General features: G+C 64.4%; 13 protein-coding genes. 11 read left to right on the top strand and 2 right to left on the bottom strand.

Features of this window, described 5'->3' with window-relative positions:
* Nucleotides 1–4: 4 nt before the first annotated feature.
* From IL54_RS06205 to IL54_RS06185, 5 genes are all read left to right on the top strand, one after another.
* On the top strand, nt 5–3,193 hold the full coding sequence (locus IL54_RS06205) for an efflux RND transporter permease subunit (protein WP_037474063.1): 3,189 nt from the start codon (nt 5–7) through the stop codon (nt 3,191–3,193).
* A gap of 11 nt (nt 3,194–3,204) precedes the next feature.
* Nucleotides 3,205–4,614 carry an efflux transporter outer membrane subunit gene (locus IL54_RS06200; protein ID WP_037474061.1) on the top strand — a complete coding sequence of 470 codons (1,410 nt, stop codon included), beginning with the start codon at nt 3,205–3,207 and terminating at the stop codon, nt 4,612–4,614.
* 574 nt (nt 4,615–5,188) lie between these two features.
* Nucleotides 5,189–6,916 carry an ABC transporter ATP-binding protein gene (locus tag IL54_RS06195; protein ID WP_052027571.1) on the top strand — a complete coding sequence of 576 codons (1,728 nt, stop codon included), beginning with the start codon at nt 5,189–5,191 and terminating at the stop codon, nt 6,914–6,916.
* Entirely contained in the window at nt 6,900–7,970 is a 1,071-nt protein-coding gene (locus tag IL54_RS06190) for an efflux RND transporter periplasmic adaptor subunit (RefSeq protein ID WP_081912789.1), read from the top strand. Before IL54_RS06195 ends, IL54_RS06190 begins: the two co-directional genes overlap by 17 nt.
* Entirely contained in the window at nt 7,960–9,402 is a 1,443-nt protein-coding gene (locus IL54_RS06185; protein WP_237748793.1) for a TolC family protein, read from the top strand. Before IL54_RS06190 ends, IL54_RS06185 begins: the two co-directional genes overlap by 11 nt.
* A gap of 20 nt (nt 9,403–9,422) precedes the next feature.
* Here the strand turns inward: IL54_RS06185 and IL54_RS06180 are convergent, their stop codons facing one another.
* Both IL54_RS06180 and IL54_RS06175 read right to left on the bottom strand, forming a co-directional pair.
* Nucleotides 9,423–10,430 carry a sensor histidine kinase gene (locus IL54_RS06180; protein ID WP_081912787.1) on the bottom strand — a complete coding sequence of 336 codons (1,008 nt, stop codon included), beginning with the start codon at nt 10,428–10,430 and terminating at the stop codon, nt 9,423–9,425.
* 80 nt (nt 10,431–10,510) lie between these two features.
* The gene (locus IL54_RS06175; protein WP_052027570.1) at nt 10,511–12,526 is read right to left on the bottom strand and encodes a hybrid sensor histidine kinase/response regulator; all 2,016 of its coding nucleotides are present in this window, start codon (nt 12,524–12,526) and stop codon (nt 10,511–10,513) included.
* Between the two features lie 190 nt (nt 12,527–12,716).
* Between IL54_RS06175 and IL54_RS06170 the strand changes: the two genes are divergently transcribed.
* From IL54_RS06170 to IL54_RS06145, 6 genes are all read left to right on the top strand, one after another.
* Nucleotides 12,717–13,370, top strand: coding sequence for a TetR/AcrR family transcriptional regulator (locus IL54_RS06170; protein ID WP_037477926.1), 654 nt, complete (start codon nt 12,717–12,719; stop codon nt 13,368–13,370).
* A 167-nt stretch (nt 13,371–13,537) separates the two neighbouring features.
* Nucleotides 13,538–14,716, top strand: coding sequence for an amine dehydrogenase large subunit (locus IL54_RS06165; protein WP_037477924.1), 1,179 nt, complete (start codon nt 13,538–13,540; stop codon nt 14,714–14,716).
* 2 nt (nt 14,717–14,718) lie between these two features.
* Nucleotides 14,719–15,249 carry a MauE/DoxX family redox-associated membrane protein gene (locus tag IL54_RS06160; protein ID WP_037474059.1) on the top strand — a complete coding sequence of 177 codons (531 nt, stop codon included), beginning with the start codon at nt 14,719–14,721 and terminating at the stop codon, nt 15,247–15,249.
* A gap of 6 nt (nt 15,250–15,255) precedes the next feature.
* Nucleotides 15,256–15,858 carry a methylamine utilization protein MauD gene (locus IL54_RS06155; protein ID WP_037474058.1) on the top strand — a complete coding sequence of 201 codons (603 nt, stop codon included), beginning with the start codon at nt 15,256–15,258 and terminating at the stop codon, nt 15,856–15,858.
* A gap of 22 nt (nt 15,859–15,880) precedes the next feature.
* Nucleotides 15,881–16,426, top strand: a complete 546-nt coding sequence (mauA, locus tag IL54_RS06150) for a methylamine dehydrogenase (amicyanin) small subunit (protein ID WP_037474057.1) — start codon at nt 15,881–15,883, stop codon at nt 16,424–16,426.
* An 11-nt stretch (nt 16,427–16,437) separates the two neighbouring features.
* Nucleotides 16,438–16,947, top strand: coding sequence for a cytochrome c (locus IL54_RS06145; RefSeq protein WP_037477922.1), 510 nt, complete (start codon nt 16,438–16,440; stop codon nt 16,945–16,947).
* Nucleotides 16,948–17,005: the final 58 nt, after the last annotated feature.

The following is a 17,005-nucleotide window of genomic DNA, read 5'->3' as shown; positions in this document are numbered from 1 at the left end:
GCCCATGCGTTTCTCCCGCTTCTTCATCGACCGGCCGATCTTTGCGGCCGTGATCGCCGTGATCATCACGGTCGTCGGCGCGCTGGCCTTCATCGGGCTGCCCGTCGCCCAATATCCCGACATCGTCCCGCCGACCGTGACGGTCAGCGCGCAATATCCGGGCGCATCGGCCGAAACGGTGGCCCAGACCATCGCCGCGCCGATCGAACAGGAAATCAACGGCGTCGACGACATGCTCTATGTCAGCAGCCAGTCGACCGGCGATGGCAAAGTCACGATCACCGTTACCTTCAAGATCGGCACCGACCTGGATGCCGCACAGGTACTGGTGCAGAACCGAGTCGCGGTCGCCGTCCCGCGCCTGCCCGAAGAGGTGCAGCGCCTGGGGGTCGTCACGCGCAAGACATCGCCCGACTTTCTGATGGTCGTCAATCTCCAGTCGCCCGACGGCTCGCTCGACCGCAACTACCTCTCCAACTATGCCCTGACGCAGGTGCGCGATCGCCTCGCGCGGCTCGACGGTGTGGGCGATGTGCAACTGTTCGGCGCGCGTGACTATGCGATGCGCGTGTGGATCGACCCTGGTCGCGCCGCCGCGCTCAACCTGACGGCGGGCGAGATCGTCGCCGCCCTGCGCGCGCAAAATGTGCAGGTGTCGGCGGGGGCAATCGGCCAGCCGCCCTATGATAGCGGCGAAGCCTTCCAGCTTGGCGTCGAGATGCAGGGCCGCCTGAACGAACCGCAGCAATTTGCCAATATCGTCATCCGCACGGACGCCGATGGCCATCAGGTTCGCGTCGCCGACGTCGCGCGGGTCGAACTGGGCGCGCAGGATTATGGCATTAACACCTATCTGTCCGGCAAGCCCACGGTCGTCATCGCGGTCATGCAGCGCCCCGGCTCCAACGCGCTCGACGCGGCGGAGAAGGTGAAGGCGGAAATGGACAGCCTGTCCCAGCGCTTCCCGAAAGGACTGGAATATAGCGTCATCTACAATCCGACCGAATTCATCAGCCAGTCGATCGACGCGGTCTATGACACGCTGTTCGAGGCGGTGATCCTGGTCGTCCTCGTCATCCTCATCTTCCTTCAAAATTGGCGCGCGGCGGTCATCCCGATCATCGCCATTCCGGTCTCGCTGATCGGTACGGCGACGATGCTGGCGGCGGTCGGCTATTCGCTTAACAATCTCTCGCTCTTCGGCCTCGTGCTGGCGATCGGCATCGTCGTCGATGACGCCATCGTCGTGGTCGAAAATGTCGAACGCAATATCGAGGAAGGCATGTCGCCGTTGGAGGCCGCGCGCTTCTCGATGGACGAAGTGGCGGGCGCGCTGGTCGCGATCGTTCTGGTGCTGTGCGCGGTGTTCGTGCCGACCCTCTTCATCACCGGCATTTCGGGCGCTTTCTATCAGCAATTCGCCGTCACCATCTCGACGGCGACGGTGATCTCGCTGCTGCTCTCGCTCACCCTCTCGCCCGCCGCCGCCGCCTTGCTGTTGAAGCCCAAGCACGGGCATGATGCGCCAGCAGCGGACACCCCGCGCTGGAAGCGGTGGCTGCAAAAGGGCGCCGATGCCTTCAATCGCGGCTTTGAACGGATGAGCGACCGCTATGCCAGCCTCACCCGCTTCCTGGTCGCCCGGCCCAAGAAGATGCTGCTGACCTATGTGGGCCTGATCGCGGCGACCATCGCGCTATTCTGGGTCACCCCCGGCGGCTTCATCCCCGCGCAGGATCAAGGCTATTTCCTGGCCGTGGTCCAGCTTCCCCCCGGCGCGTCGCTCGAACGCACCGACAAGGTGACGCGCGAGGTCGCGGAGAAGATCCTGCCGATCAAGGGCCTGCGCGGCGCGGTGATGTTCGCTGGCTTCCATGGTCCTTCGCAGACCGCCGCGCCCAATTCGGCGGCGATCTACTTCCCCTTCACCAGTTTTGCCGAACGCAAGGAAGTAGGCGCCACCTATGCCGGGATCATGGAGCAGGCCGGCAAGGCGATCGGCGACTATGACAAGGCGCGCATCATTCTCGTGCCGCCGCCCGTCATCCAGGGCATCGGGTCGGCCGGTGGCTATCGCACGATGATCGAGGATCGCGAGGGGCGCGGCTACGACGCGCTGAATAAGGTCGCCACCGACTATATCGGCAAGGCCAATACCACGCCCGGCCTCGCCCAAGTCTATACCCTGTTCGACGTCGCCACCCCGCGCATCTTCGCCGATGTGGACCGGCGCAAGGCCGACCTGCTTGGTGTGCCGCCCGAACGGGTGTTCGAAGCGATGCAGGTCTATCTGGGTTCCGCCTTCGTCAACGATTTCAACCTGCTGGGCCGTACCTATCGCGTCACGGCACAGGCGGATCAGGCATTTCGCGGATCGACGGCGGACATCGCCAACCTCAAGACCCGGTCCAATTCGGGCGCGATGGTGCCGCTCGGTTCCCTGTCGACCTTCCAGGACAAGACCGGTCCCTATCGCGTCGTCCGCTATAATCTGCTGCCCGCGGTGGAGGTCGATGGCGATACGGCACCGGGCTATTCGTCCGGCCAGTCGCTCAGCACGATCGAAAAGCTGGGTGAAACGGCGCTGCCTGCTGGCTATGCGCAGGAATGGACCGGCATCGCCTATCAGCAGGCGACGGCGGGCAATACGGCGGGCCTGGTATTCGGGATGGCGGTCTTCTTCGTCTTCCTGGTGCTGGCCGCGCAATATGAAAGCCTGACACTGCCGCTGGCGATCATCCTGATCGTGCCGATGTGCCTGTTGGCCGCGATGCTGGGCGTCAACCTGCGGGGGATGGACAATAATATCCTGACCCAAATCGGCCTGGTCGTGCTGATCGCGCTGGCGGGCAAGAACGCCATTCTGGTGGTCGAGTTCGCCAAGCAGGCCGAGGAACAGCAGGGCCTCTCACCCGTGGAGGCGGCGGTGCAGGCCGCACGCACCCGGCTGCGGCCGATCCTGATGACCAGCTTCGCCTTTATCCTTGGCGCTGTGCCTTTGGTGATCGCGCAGGGGGCTGGTGCCGAGCTTCGTCAGGCCTTGGGTACGGCGGTCTTCTTCGGCATGGCCGGGGTCACGGCCTTCGGTCTGCTCTTCACCCCCACTTTCTATGTCGTCTGCCGCGCGCTTGGCGACCGCTTCGCCCGTCGCGGGCGGAGCGGCCAGGCTCCCGCGCTGCAACCGGCCGAATAGGAACCCACGTCATGACCAAATCCCTGTTCGCTGCCCTGTTGGCAGCCACGGCCCTCACCGCCTGCGCCGCTGGTCCCGACTATCGGTCGCCAGCCACGCCCGCCACTGCCGCCGCGCCCTTCATCGGCACGGCAACCCCCGCCGTCAGCGCGGCGGAGGCGCAGGGCGATTGGTGGCGGCTCTATGAAGACCCGCTGCTCGACCGGCTGGTCGGCGATGCGCAGCGCGCCAATACCGATATCCGCGTCGCGGTGGCCCGGCTGGAGCGGGCGCGCTCCACCCTGCGCGGCGCACGCTCGGATCGGCTTCCCTCGACCGGCCTCGACGGCACTGTCACCTATGGCCGCACGGCGGCGGCGCAGAGCTTCCCCGGCATGGATCGGGAGAATCGCACCGTCGATGCGGGGTTCAGCGTCGGCTATGAGGTCGATCTGTTCGGCCGGGTGAAGCGCTCCATCGAGGCGGCGCGCGGCGACCTGGGCGCGGCCGAGGCGGATGCCGACGCCGTCCGCGTGGCGGTCGTCGCCGATACGGTGCGCGCCTATGTCAACGCCACATCTTCGGCCGAGCGGCTGGCCGTGGCGCAGCGCACGGTCGACCTGCTCGATCGATCGATCCGCATCACCGGCGCGCGCTTCGACGCGGGCCGCTCGGATCGGCTCGACGTGATCCGGGTGACAGCCCTGCGCGACCAGCAAAAGGCGCTGGTGCCAAGCCTTGCCGCGGACCGGGATGCCGCCCTGTTCCGACTCGCGACGCTGACGGGGCGGACGCCGCAAGACTTGCCCGCCGATATCCGCGCCAGCGTCACCACGCCGACCCTGGCCCAGCCCATTCCCGTGGGCGATGGTCGCGCGCTGCTGGCCCGGCGGCCCGATGTCCGCGCCGCCGAACGCCGCCTCGCCGCCGACACGGCACGGATCGGGGTAGCGACGGCGGACCTCTATCCGCGCATTTCGCTGGGTGGCACCATCGGCACGACCGCCATCGGCGGGGGCGACATATTGGGCGGCGGTCCGCTGCGCTGGGTGTTGGGGCCGCTCATCAACTGGGCCTTCCCCAATCAGGAAGCGATCCGCGCCCGCATCGGCGCGGCGCGCGCGGACAGCGCGGCGACGCTGGCGACCTTCGACGGTACGGTGCTGCGCGCGCTGGAGGAAACCGAAACGGCGCTGTCCATCTACGCCCATGCGATGGAACGCCGGGACACGTTGCAGGCCGCGCGCAACGCCGCCGATCGTGCCGCGCGCATCAGCCTCGCCCGGCAGCGGGAAGGGCAGATCGATTTCCTGACCGTCCTCGACGCCCAACGCACGCTCGCGGCCGCCGAAGCCGACCTCGCTTCGGCCGATCGCGCGGTCGCCTTCGCCCAGGTCGATCTGTTCCGCGCTCTTGGTGGGGGGTGGCAGAGGGTTGGGTAAAGCGTCCCTATTGCGTACAGCGATGCGTACAGTGGTAAGGCTTTTTTGCCTCTCTCCTACTTGACCTATCGCTCCGATCCAGATGTTGGAAAACTGATATAACTGTTTGTTTTTAATGTATTAAATGGCGATCTTATCGGGATAGAGACATAGGATCGCCCTGTTATCCCGTACGTCCTTCTGCACGCCCGAAATCAGCGAACAGGATGATCATACACTGTGATCGATAGCGTGGCGGTGCCGTTATGTGCGCCCGACGTGGATCAACACTGTTGCTGAACAGTAAACCGATGTGTCGATACTATTATTTCATCGTAATTTTCGCAATTAGCGATTTGATCCGATGACGGTGCATCGCTACTTGGACCGCAAGCCACTGGCGCGGCCCGTGACCCGGCCACATCGGGTTCGCTGCGCTAGGGCAGAATTATAGACAAGAAACGTCATTAGGAGCTGAGCAGCGCCATCCAGGGTATCGCCATGGATGGCTTTATTATGCTCTTGATGATGCAGCGCGCCCTTGTGGTGTCGGCTGTGTTTTGGATCATGTTGTTACGCGGTGGGACATTCGAATATGGCGGCTCCGGTCGATGTGCGATTGCGCGACTTCTTTGCCTGGGCGGGGCCGATCATCGGTCCTGACAAGGCTTTCATCAGACTGACACTGGTTTACGGTGTCGGCATTGGCCTGTTGTCGCTAGCCACGCCGATCTCGGTGCAGATGCTGATCAATTCGGTGGCGAATACGGCGCTGCCAGCGCCATTGTTTACGCTGGCAGCGATCCTTCTCGGATTGTTGCTGATATCGGCGCTGCTCGGCGCGTTCCGTATGCATTTGATGGAGATGTTCCGACGGCGCTTTTTCGCCCGGCTGGTCGCGGACATCACGCTACGCGCCGTCTACGCGCAAAATCCCTTTTTCCAGGACGAACGACGCGGCGACCTGTTCAACCGCTTCTTCGAATTGATGACGGTACAGAAGGCGATCCCGTCGCTGCTGATCGGAGGCTTCTCGATCATCCTGCAAGCGAGCGTCGGTTTCGTCGTCACGGCATTTTACCACCCCTTCTTCCTGGCGTTCAATGTCGGCTTCATCTTCGCCGTCTGGCTGATCTGGCGCCTCTGGTATCGCGGGGCGATGCGGACGTCGGTGGCGCTGAGCTATCGCAAATATGAAGCGGCCCATTGGCTGGAAAGCGTCGGCGGATCGAACGGCTATTATAAATCGAGCCGCCATCTCCACTTCGCCATGGACCGGTCAGAAGAGGCCACCGCCGCCTATGTGAAGGAGCATAAGGCGCATTTCCGCTATGCCTTCCCGCAAAGCCTTGCGCTGCTGATCCTCTATGCGGTGGCGAGTGCCGGGTTGCTGGCGCTGGGCGGCTGGCTGGTCATTCAGGGGCAATTGTCGATCGGCCAGCTGGTCGCGGCCGAACTGATCCTGTCGAGCATCTTCTATGGGGCCGCACAATTGGGGCCGTATCTTGATAGTTTCTACGATCTGGTCGCAGGCGTCGAGGAACTCTCGCTGATCCTCGCCATTCCGCAGGAGCAAGTGCCCGAACCCAAGCCCGACGCCGCACGGCCCGCCCATGGCGCGCTCGTCCTCCATTCCGTGCGCGCGCCGATCGGTCGCGACGAAGCGGAGATCGACATCGTCATTCCGGGCGGCAGCCGACTGATCGGCGCGGCGGACCCGGACATGGACCGCCTGCTCTCCACGCTGCTCAAACGGCATATCCGGCCGACCAGCGGCATCATCACGCTGGGCGGCGCGGACATCACCTCGCTCGACATGTATCAGCTTCGCAGCGACGTGATCGTCCTCAACCGACCGACTATCGTGGAAAGTTCGATACGCGACTATCTCTCGCTCGCGCGGGCCGAGAATGACTCCGTCGGCATCATGGACGTGTTGCGCGCCGTGGGCCTGGACGAGCGGGTCGCCGCCCTGCCCGATGGCATGGACACGCGCCTGTCCTCCACCGGCTGGCCGTTGGCGCTGGTCGAGATCATGCAGTTGAAGCTGGCGAGCGCCCTGCTCGCCCAGCCGCGCATCCTCGTCCTGTCGGCACTCTACGACATGGTGCCGGTCCATCATCTGCAGGCCGCCTTCGACATGCTAAAGGGCAAGCCCGTGACCATCCTCTATTTTTCTAGCCGCCCGCACGACATCACCCTGGATGGCTGGCTGTGGCTGGGTCGCAAGAAGCAGCGACTAGTTGCCGACCGGGAGAGTTTCGACGCCCTGCGCGCTGGCGCTGGCGCTGGCAAGGAGGCTGGCGATGCCGTTTCGCGCTAATCATCTGTCGCATTTCAAGACGCTGGCGAGCATCCGTGTGCCGCGCGTCACCCGCGCGCTGGCTTGGATGCTGGTGGCGACGATCGTCGGCTGCATCCTGTTCATGATCTTCGTGCCGTGGGTGCAGACCGCGCCTGGGACCGGCGCCGTCATCGCGCTCGACCCGCGCGACCGGGTGCAAAATATCACCGCGCTCGTCCCCGGCCGGATCGAACAATGGTATGTCACCGACGGCAGCTTGGTAAAGCGTGGCGATCCGATCGCACGGATCAGCGACAATGATCCCAATCTGCTCGACCGCCTGCGCGCCGAACGGGCGCAGGCCGATGTCGAAATCATGGCAGCGCAGCAGGCCATGCGGGTGGCGCAACTCGACGTGTCGCGCATGGAAACGCTGTATCGCGAAGGCTTGGCACCGCGCCGCGACTATGAACTCGCCCAGATCAAGGTCAGCGATTATGCCGCCAAGGTCGCGCAGGCGCGGGCCGAGCGGACGCGCGTGGACGTCAGCCTCAACCGCCAGTCGGTCCAGATGATCCGTGCGCCACGCGCTGGGCGCGTGCTGCGCATCCAGGGCGGCGACAATGCCACCATGGTCAGCGCGGGCGACATCGTCGCGACCTTCGCGCCCGAACAGTCGCAGCGCGTGGTCGAGCTTTATGTCGATGGCCGCGATGTGCCGCTGATCGAGATCGGCCGCCGTGTCCGCTTGGAGTTCGAAGGCTGGCCCGCCATCCAGTTCAGCGGCTGGCCGTCCGTCGCGCAGGGCATGTTCGATGGCAAGGTGCGCGCGATCGACGTATCGGCATCGGCGAACGGCCTGTTCCGCGTGATCGTCGAACCCGCAGCGGACCGGCCAGCCTGGCCGCAGGAACCCTATGTCCGGCTGGGCGCCAAGGTGCGCGGCTGGGTGTTGATGGATACCGTCAGCGTCGGGTTCGAACTGTGGCGGCAACTCAACGACTTCCCGCTGCAATTCCAGCGTCCCGGCAATGTGCCCGACGCTTCGGCGACGAATGCGACCGATGCCAATGCCAACAGCAATGCCAAGTAAGCGCCTGATCTTGATCGCTGCGCTGATGGCGACGGTTGCGCCCGCGATCGCGCAGGATATTGCGCCCTTGCCGACGCGGGCGGCTGCGCCGTCCCTATCCGGCCCGCTGCAATTGGCCGATGTGCTGGCGTCATCGCGCCAACATGCGCCCCAGGTGCTTGAGGCGCTGGCGCGGGTGCGCGGCGCGCAGGGCAAGCGGCTGTCGGCCGAAGGGGCGTTCGACACGGTCTTTTCCGCCGCCGCAGACAGCCGCCTGACCGGCTATTATGACAGCCGCTATGCCGAAACGAAGGTGACGCGGCCGCTCGAACAATGGGGCGGCAATGTCTATGGCGGCTATCGCGTTTCCGACGGGCGCTTCCCCATCTATGAGGATAAAAGCTACACCAACCAGTTCGGCGAGATAAAGGCGGGCGTGGTGCTGGCGCTGCTGCGCGACCGGGCGATCGATGATCGTCGCTTCAACCGGACGCAGGCCGAAGCCGATATCGCGCTCGCCGATGCCGACCGGCTGTTCGTCGCGATCGGCGTGCAGCGGCGGGCGCTCGACGCCTATAATCAATGGGTCGTCGCGGGCGAACGGCTGGAGATCGTGCGCAACCTGCTGGCGCTGGCGCAGGATCGCCAGACGGGGCTGGAGCGCCAGGTCACGCTGGGGCTGCGCCCGCGCATCATCCTGACCGAAAATCAGCAGAATATCCTGCGGCGTCAGACATTGGTGGTGCAGGCGGAGCAGGCGCTGGCCAGTGCCGCCAATACGTTGTCGCTCTATTGGCGTGACGCGGATGGACGGCCGGTGATCCCGTCGCCTGCGCAACTGCCATCGGATCTGCCCAATCCCCTGCCCTTGCCGGTCGATCCCAAATCGGCGCTATCGATGCGGCCGGACCTGCGCACCATCGACGTGCGGATGCAGGTCGCGCGCGACCGGTTGGCGCTCGACCGTAATGCGCTTTTGCCCCGCCTCGACTTCAACGCCGAAGCGTCGCGCGACATCGGACCGATCGGCGAGGGCGGACGATCGCGCGAAGGCACGGACACCCGCGTCGGGCTGACCTTCACCCTGCCACTCCAGCGCCGCGCGGCGCAGGGCCGGATCATGCAGACCCAGGCGGAGATCGAGGCGGCGATGCTGCGTGGCCAGGGGCTGCGCGAGCAGATCATCGCGGAAATCGACACGATCGGCGTCGCGGTGGATGCCACCGAGCGGCTGCTGGTGCTGGCAGGCGACGAACAGGCGCGCGCGCAAGACATGGCCCAGGCAGAGCGCCGCCGGTTCGAAATGGGGGCAAGCGACTTCTTCCTGGTCAACATTCGTGAGGAAGCGGCCGCCGATGCGGCCTTGCGCAAGCTGGATGCGGCCTATCGCCAATTGATCGCCCATGCGGACCTCGCCGCAGCCAGCGCCGATACCGACGCTTTGGGACTATGAGCGGATAATCGGCGCGCGCTTCACACGGCCAACCGCGCCCGATTGATGCGCAGGGTCACGATCAGGCCGGTTTCGGCCCAATCATAATCGATGGTCCCGCCGAGCTGACCGCGCACGCTGCGCTGCACCAGCTTGCTGCCAAAGCCACCTGCGCCGTCCGGCTCCTGCACCTTGGGTCCGCCATGTTCCAGCCAGGTGAGGATCACATCATCCTCCTCCGCCATGCTGGAGACGTCAAGCGTGCCGGCCTCATGCGACAAGGCGCCATATTTCATCGAGTTGGTGGCCAGTTCATGAATGACGAGGGCCAGCCCGGTCGCCGCATGTTCGCCCACGCCCATCCGCTCGACAGCGACCCTGATGCGGCCCTTGAACGCGCCCAGATCGTCATAGGGGGCCAGCAATACCGACAGAAGATCGCCCAGCAATGCCGCATTACCCTGCCCATTGGGCAGCGGGCGGACCAGATCATGCGCCCGGCCCAAAGCCGATAGACGCTCGGTCAATTCCCCCGCCATATCCTCCTTGCTGAGGGCGGAGCGCGAGGAAATGGCGGTCAGGCCCGATGCTATAGCGAGCAGATTCTTGACGCGGTGGCTCATTTCGCCAGCGAGCAGTTCATGCCCCTCTTCGGCCTGCTTGCGGCCGGTCACATCCAGGAAGATGCCATACATGGTCCGCCCGACGATACCGTCATCCTCGCCTTGGCCACGCGCGGCGATCCACCGCACTTCGTCGCCGATCAAGATGCGGAAATCCGTTTCATAGGGGCCAAGGATGGCGCGCGTCGCCATGAAAGCCGAGCGCACCCGGTCCCGGTCGGCGGGGTGAATGCGGGTGGATAGTTTTTCGAACGTGACCTGCTCACCCTGCGGCAGACCCCATAATTTGAAGCCCAGCTCGTCCATGGTGAAGGCGTCGGTATCGACATTCCAGGCCCAGAGTGCGACCCCGGCGGCGAAGATCGCGCGCCGCAACTGTGCGGGCTGCCACTCATGCGCCTTCGGCATTTCTTGAACCAATGTCATTCCCCGATCATGCCGTGCGTCCAGCCCCTATCACAATGGGCGGGCAGCAGGGGAATAATCCATCGGATGCCGCTTGGCGGTCAGGCTTCGGTCGGGTGGATGGTTTCGAGCCGGTCGGCCAGTTCGGCATTGCGAAAGGGCTTGGTCAGCCGCGGCAGATCGGGCGCTATCCCCTCCGCCTCGGCATAGCCGGATACGATCAGCACAGGCAGGTCGGGCATCCGGGTCCGCAGGCTGCGCGCTAGTTCCTCACCGTTCATCCCCGGCATCAGATGGTCGGTGACCAATATGGTCGGCGCGACACCCGCTTCGATCAGGTGCAGGGCCTCCTCGGCCGATTTCGCCTCGACCACGTCATAGCCAAGGTCGTTGAGCATGTCGGCGGTGCTCATCCGCACCAGTTCCTCATCATCGACCAGCAAGGCCGTGCCGCGCGCGACGGATATGCGCGGCAGCACGCGAATCTGGTCGTCGCTGCCGATCGCGTCAGGGCTGACGGGGAGCCAGAGTTCGACCGTGGTGCCCTCACCCGGCGCGCTGATGATGGTCAGCCCGCCACCCAATTGCGCGGCCAGGCCGTGCGCCATCGACAGGCCAAGGCCCGTGCCCTTCCCTATGCCCTTGGTCGAGAAGAAAGGCTCGATGGCCCGCGCGCGCGTTGCTTCGTCCATGCCGATGCCCGTGTCGGCGACCGAGAGGCGCACATAATGGCCGACGCGCAGGCCCGCGGGATGACGCCCCCGCACGCTGGCGCGACTTGCCGAGATGGTCAGTTCGCCGCCCCCAGGCATGGCGTCACGGGCGTTGACGCTTAAATTAAGGATCGCCATTTCCAACTGGTTGGCATCGGCCCGCGCCGGGGGCAAATCGTCGGCGATATTGACCCGCAGGTCGATTTTCGGGCCGATCGTGCTGCTCACCAGGCTCGCCATGCCTGTGACGAGGTCATCAAGCGCGACCGCCTTGGGCTGGAGCGGCTGTCGGCGGGCGAAGGCGAGCAACCGTTGCACCAGCGTCTTGGCGCGTTCGGCCGATTGGAGCGCGCCGTCGATCAGGCGGCGTTCGCGTTCGCTCCCCAGCCCCCGACGCATCAGCAGGTCGAGCGAGCCGATGATGGGGGTGAGCAGATTGTTGAAGTCATGGGCGACGCCGCCGGTCAACTGGCCCATCGATTCGAGCTTCTGCGACTGGCGCAACGCTTCCTGGGTTTGCAGCAATTCTTCTTCGCGCGCCTTGTCTTCGCTCAGGTCACGGCCAATCGCGATGAAATTCATCCCGTCCGGTTCGGGCGACACGGTCCAGCCGATCGGCGTCCAGCTGCCGTCTGCCGTCGCAATGCGGTTTTGAAAACGGGTGGGAAGGCCCGTGCGGCTCATATCTTCGATGGCGGCGAGCGTCACCGCCGCATCATCGGGATGCATGAAGTCGACATAGGGTGTCGCCAGCAGATGCGCCTCCGACCAGCCCAATACGCGGGTCCAGGCGGGATTGACGGCCCCCATGCGCCCGGCAAAGTCCGCGCGGGCAAGCATGTCTTCGGACAATATCCACAGCCGGTTGCGCTCCGACGCTTCGGCTTCGCGGCGCGTGCGCTCCGCCAATATCTGCTCGGTGGTTTCGACACAGGCGCAGAAGAGGCCATCGACCGTCCCCGCCGCGTCGCGAACCGGCGTGTAGGAGAAAGCGAAATGCGCTTCGCGCGGCCGACCCGGCCGATCGAGCATGAGTTCGATATCGTCCATATGCACAGGCTCGCCCGCAGACACCTTGGCGAAGAGCGGGGCGATGTCCGCCCGGATTTCGGGCCAGACGTCGAAGAAGGTGCGGCCGAGTGCTGCCGGATGGCGGTCCGCCAGCATCGGGGCGTAGCGGTCATTATAGAGGAAGATATGGTCAGGCCCCCAGCCGATGAACATCGGTTGATCGGCCGACAGCATGAGCGCCACCAATGTCTTGAGCGGCTGAGGCCAACTTTGCGGCGCGCCAAGCGGCGTTGCCGACCAGTCCTTTGACCGGACCAATTCGCCCATGACCCCGCCCCCCGACAGGAAATGCATGTCCTGGCCGCGATCCGTGCTGGCAGCGCTATCATTCATAAATGGGGTAATCCGTCGGTCCTATCCATCATCTGATCTTTGCGAACCGACGCCAGCCTTCACAGTTCCGTCCAATATGCAATATGCCCTTGTTTTTGCGAAAATCTTGCCCGGCGTCTGCGCCGAAATGGTGCCAAAGGGTGGCGACTTTTCCCCAGCGATGCTAGGACGGGGCAAGGCAGAACCAGATATGATACTCGCTCCCCCACGGCCCGGCATCTATGTCAGGGGCACCGAAACCGTCGATCAGATCCTCAAGGCCGCGCTCGACGTGCTGATCGATGAAGGGGCCGACGCCTTCACCCTGCGCCGCATCGCCGCGCGGTGCGACATGAAGGTCGGCAATGTCAGCTATCATTTTCCGCGCAAGGAAATGCTGATTCAGGTGATGCTCGATGAGCTGGTCGAGTCTTATGGCAGCGTGCTGGATCAGACGGTGCGCAAGCCGGGGCTGACCGCCGAAGAGCGGCTGAGACGGATCATCCTCCTATGTCTCGACGACATCCAGACCAAGCGCACTACCCATTTATTCACGGAATTATGGGCGCTCGCCAATCATAGCGACTTCGTCGCGGATCGCGTCCGCGCCTTTTACCAGCGCGTCCATGATGCGATCGGCGAATATGTCGCGCAGCTCAATCCCGCCTTGTCCCCCGACGACGTGCATAGCGTGGCCCTGTTCATCAGCGCGTCGATGGAAGGATCGACGCCGTTCCTGGGCCATGGCAAGCCCTGGGCACATAAGATGCCGGCATTTACCGCGCTTGCCGCTACGTCATTCATCCACCTGGCCAAGACGGTGACCGCGCGCGATATTGCCGGGTTGATCAGCGAAACGGCGTGATTTTGGTATTGCGCGCGCTTTGTTGCGGTGCAGAAATAAATTCGCGAACGCCCCCGTTAAGCGCTTGACCGATCCCGGACATCTGTCCAGACTTCATGCCAGCGCTGGGGGGCGTGGACAGCGTGAGTCCGCAGGCCCGCCCGCCGCATCAAGGGGGATCAGGCCAGATGTCGAGGACCGCCACCAAGGCAATATTCGCTGCCGCCGCGCTAGGCTGGACGCTGTTCGCGACCGCCGCATGGGCCGCTCCCGCCGCCGAGACCGACGCCGTGCCGGAAGCGGAAACATCCGACGTGATGACCATCCCGCCGCCCAAGCCGACCTGGTTCTTCGTCGATGGCGGATGGGACATGGCGGGCACCAGCATTTTCGACGGCGAAACCGGCAAGATGAAGGGCATGGTCGAAACCCGCCGCCTCGCCGACTTCGCCATCGATCCCGCAGGCAAATATTATTATGTCTCCGAAACCATCTGGTCGAAGGGCGATCGCGGCACGCGGCAGGACATGGTGTCGGTCTATGACAGCCAGACGCTCAACCTCGTCACCGAAATCCCCCTGCCCGGCCGCATCCTGATCGGTTCGCGCAAGAATAATTTCATCATCAGCGACGATGGCAAGACCGCCTATATCTATGATTTCAGCCCTGCCTCCGGCGTCAATGTCGTTGACCTGGCGAAGCGCAAATTCGTGACCGCAATCGAACTGCCGGGTTGTGCCAGCCTGATGCCCAATCCCGGCGTCGGCTTTTCGGCGCTCTGTTCGGACGGGTCGCTGGCCACCGTGGCGATCAAGGGGGCCAAGGCGGATATCACGCACAGCGCGCCTTTCTTCTCGGCCACCGACGATCCGATCTTCGACAATTTCACCTATGACAAGCGCAAGCAGGAAACGACGTTCCTCACGTATACCGGCCAGATCTTTCAGGCGAAGCTGGGCGCGACCCCGACCATTGCCGCGCCCTTTTCAATTCAGGCGGCGGCCGGCATTCGCCCCGGCGAAACCAAGCCGCTGGAATTGAACTGGTATCCGGGCGGGCGGCAGCCGATGGCGCTGCATCGACCGTCGGGCCATTTGTTCGTGCTGATGCATATGGGCGAATATTGGACGCACAAGGCATCCGGGACCGAAGTGTGGGAGGTCGATCTCGCCACGCAGAAGGTCGTCAAGCGCCGCGCGCTCAAGGAACCGATGAACAATATCGAAGTGTCGCAGACCGACAAGCCGCTGCTATTCATGAATGGCGAGGAGGCCAGCGCCATCGTCATCGACCTCGCCACCGGGGAAGAAAAGCATAAGATCGAGCGGGCCGGTGGCAGCACCATCACGGTCGCGGACCCATCCTGACCATGGCACTGGGCTTCGCGATCATCGGCCTTGCGGCATCGATCGGCATTGGCCTGATCCTGCTGCTGTCGGGCGCTGAAAAGCTGCGGCACCGCGCGCTGCTGCCCGGCGTGATCGCCAATTATCGGCTGCTGCCCCCGGCTTTGGTCGCGCCTGCCGCGCTGCTGCTGCCGGTGGCGGAACTGCTGATTGGTGGCGCGTTGGTGGCGTGGCTTGCGCCGCTGCCGGTCGTTCTGGCGATCGGGCTGCTGCTTATGTTCGCGCTGGCCATGGCGATCAACATCGCGCGGGGTCGCAGCCATATCGATTGCGGATGTGGCCGCTCGCAACTGCGCCATCCGATCGGCTGGCCGCTGGTCGGGCGCAATATGATCCTGGCGCTGCTGCTTGCGCCGCGCCTGTGGCCCGTGCCGCCCCTATCCGCCATCGACATGGGCACCGCCATTGCGGGTGGCCTCGCCATTGCGCTCGCCTATCCGCTCTATACTGCCATAGCGGCTTTGATCGCGTCGCCCGCCGCCTACCGGAGATAAGCATCCATGCTGACATCGCTCATCATCTCGCAAATCCTCTCCTGGGTCGTGATCCTGGGGCTTGGCGTCGCGCTGCTCGCGCTCGCGCGGCAGGTGGGCGTACTGCACATTCGCGTCGCGCCAGCGGGCGCACTGACGACCAGCGGCGGCTCGGCAGTCGGCGACGCCACGATCAAGATCGATGCCCGGTCGATCGACGGCGCGCCAGTCACGGTCGGCGGTCATGCCCATGGCGTGCCGTTGCGGCTGCTGATGTTCGTGTCGGCCCAATGCCCGCTTTGCAAGGCCATCATTCCCATGGCCAAATCCTTTGCCCGCGACGAGCGCGTCGCGCTGACCTTCGTCGGCGATGACGATGTCGCCGCGCAGCGCGCCATGATCGCGCAGCATGGGCTGGAATCCTATATGTTCGTCAACGGTCCCGACGTCGGCCAGACGTTCGGCGTGGCCAAGCTGCCCTTTGCGGTGCTGCTCGATGCCGAGGGCACCATCTTGTCTAAGGGGCTGGTCAACAGCCGCGAGCATCTCGAAAGCCTGGTCGTCGCCCATGAAATGGGGGTCAAGACCGTGCAGGACTATATCGGATCGTTGAAGGCACAGGCGGCCTGAACGGCCAAAGGGGGGCAGTGACATGAAGAGGTTCAACGCCGACGCCATGGGCGAAAAACTGCTGCGACGGCTCGCTGGAGGCAGTTCGCGCCGCTCCATGCTGTCGCGCCTGGGCGCAGCGCTGGTGGCCGCACCGGCCTTCCCGCTGCTACCGGTCAGCCGCGCGGAGGCGGCCAAGCCCGATCGCTCGCCCGAAGCCAAGACCGGCTTTGCCCGCAATGCCCAGACCAAGGACGATACAAAGTGCGACTATTGGCGCTATTGCGCCATCGATGGCGCGCTCTGCACCTGCTGCGGCGGTGGCCTGCATAGCTGCCCGCCCGGCGCCGAGCCGTCGCCCGTGTCCTGGGTCGGCACCTGCATCAACCCGGACGATGGCAAGGCCTATCTGATCGCCTATCGCGACTGTTGCGGCAAACCCGCCTGCGGCCAGTGCGGATGCGACAATACCGACCGCGAAACCCAGCTCTACATGCCCCAGCTCAACAATGACGTCATCTGGTGCTTTGGCACCAGCAGCATGGAATATCATTGTTCGACGGCGGTGATGGTGGGCGCGGCCAGCTAGGATCAGCGGATTTGCGCAGGCTTTTGACGGGATCGCTGCTCCTGCTCGGCGTGGTCGGCATCGGCCGCGCCGCGCTTCCGCCGATGGGGCCATTGCCCGACGCGATCAGCGACCCGGAACTTGCGCGCTCCGACTATGCCGAACATTGCGGCGGCTGCCATGGCATTCAGGGGAGCGCGGCCCCGGCGCAACTGCCCGAACTGCGCGGCCGGGTCGGCTGGTTCCTCTGCACACCGCAATCGCGCGCCTATCTCATCCGCCTGCCCAACATCGCGCACAGCCGGATCAGCGATAACCAGCAATTGGCCGACCTCGTCAATTTCATGGTGTTTGGCCTCGGCGGTCCCAGCGTGCCGACCGGTGCCAAGCCGTTCACGGCGCAAGAGGTGGAACGAGAACGCAAATTCGCCCTCTCCTCCGCCTCGCTCAAGGCCGAACGCGCCCGCTATGTCGAAGTAGCGATCAAGCAATGCGGCGCCCCCAGCGCCATGCGCCTGCTCTATCCCGGCCAGAAACCCTAAAACGCTCTCTAATAGCATCGCGCAATAAGGCTGACTCATGCGCGTCGTTCCCCGGCGC

This window comes from Sphingobium sp. ba1 (assembly GCF_000743655.1).
In the GTDB taxonomy this organism is placed as follows: domain Bacteria; phylum Pseudomonadota; class Alphaproteobacteria; order Sphingomonadales; family Sphingomonadaceae; genus Sphingobium.
The sequence above is the reverse complement of the archived record's forward strand: the minus strand, read 5'-3'. Positions and strand labels throughout refer to the sequence as shown.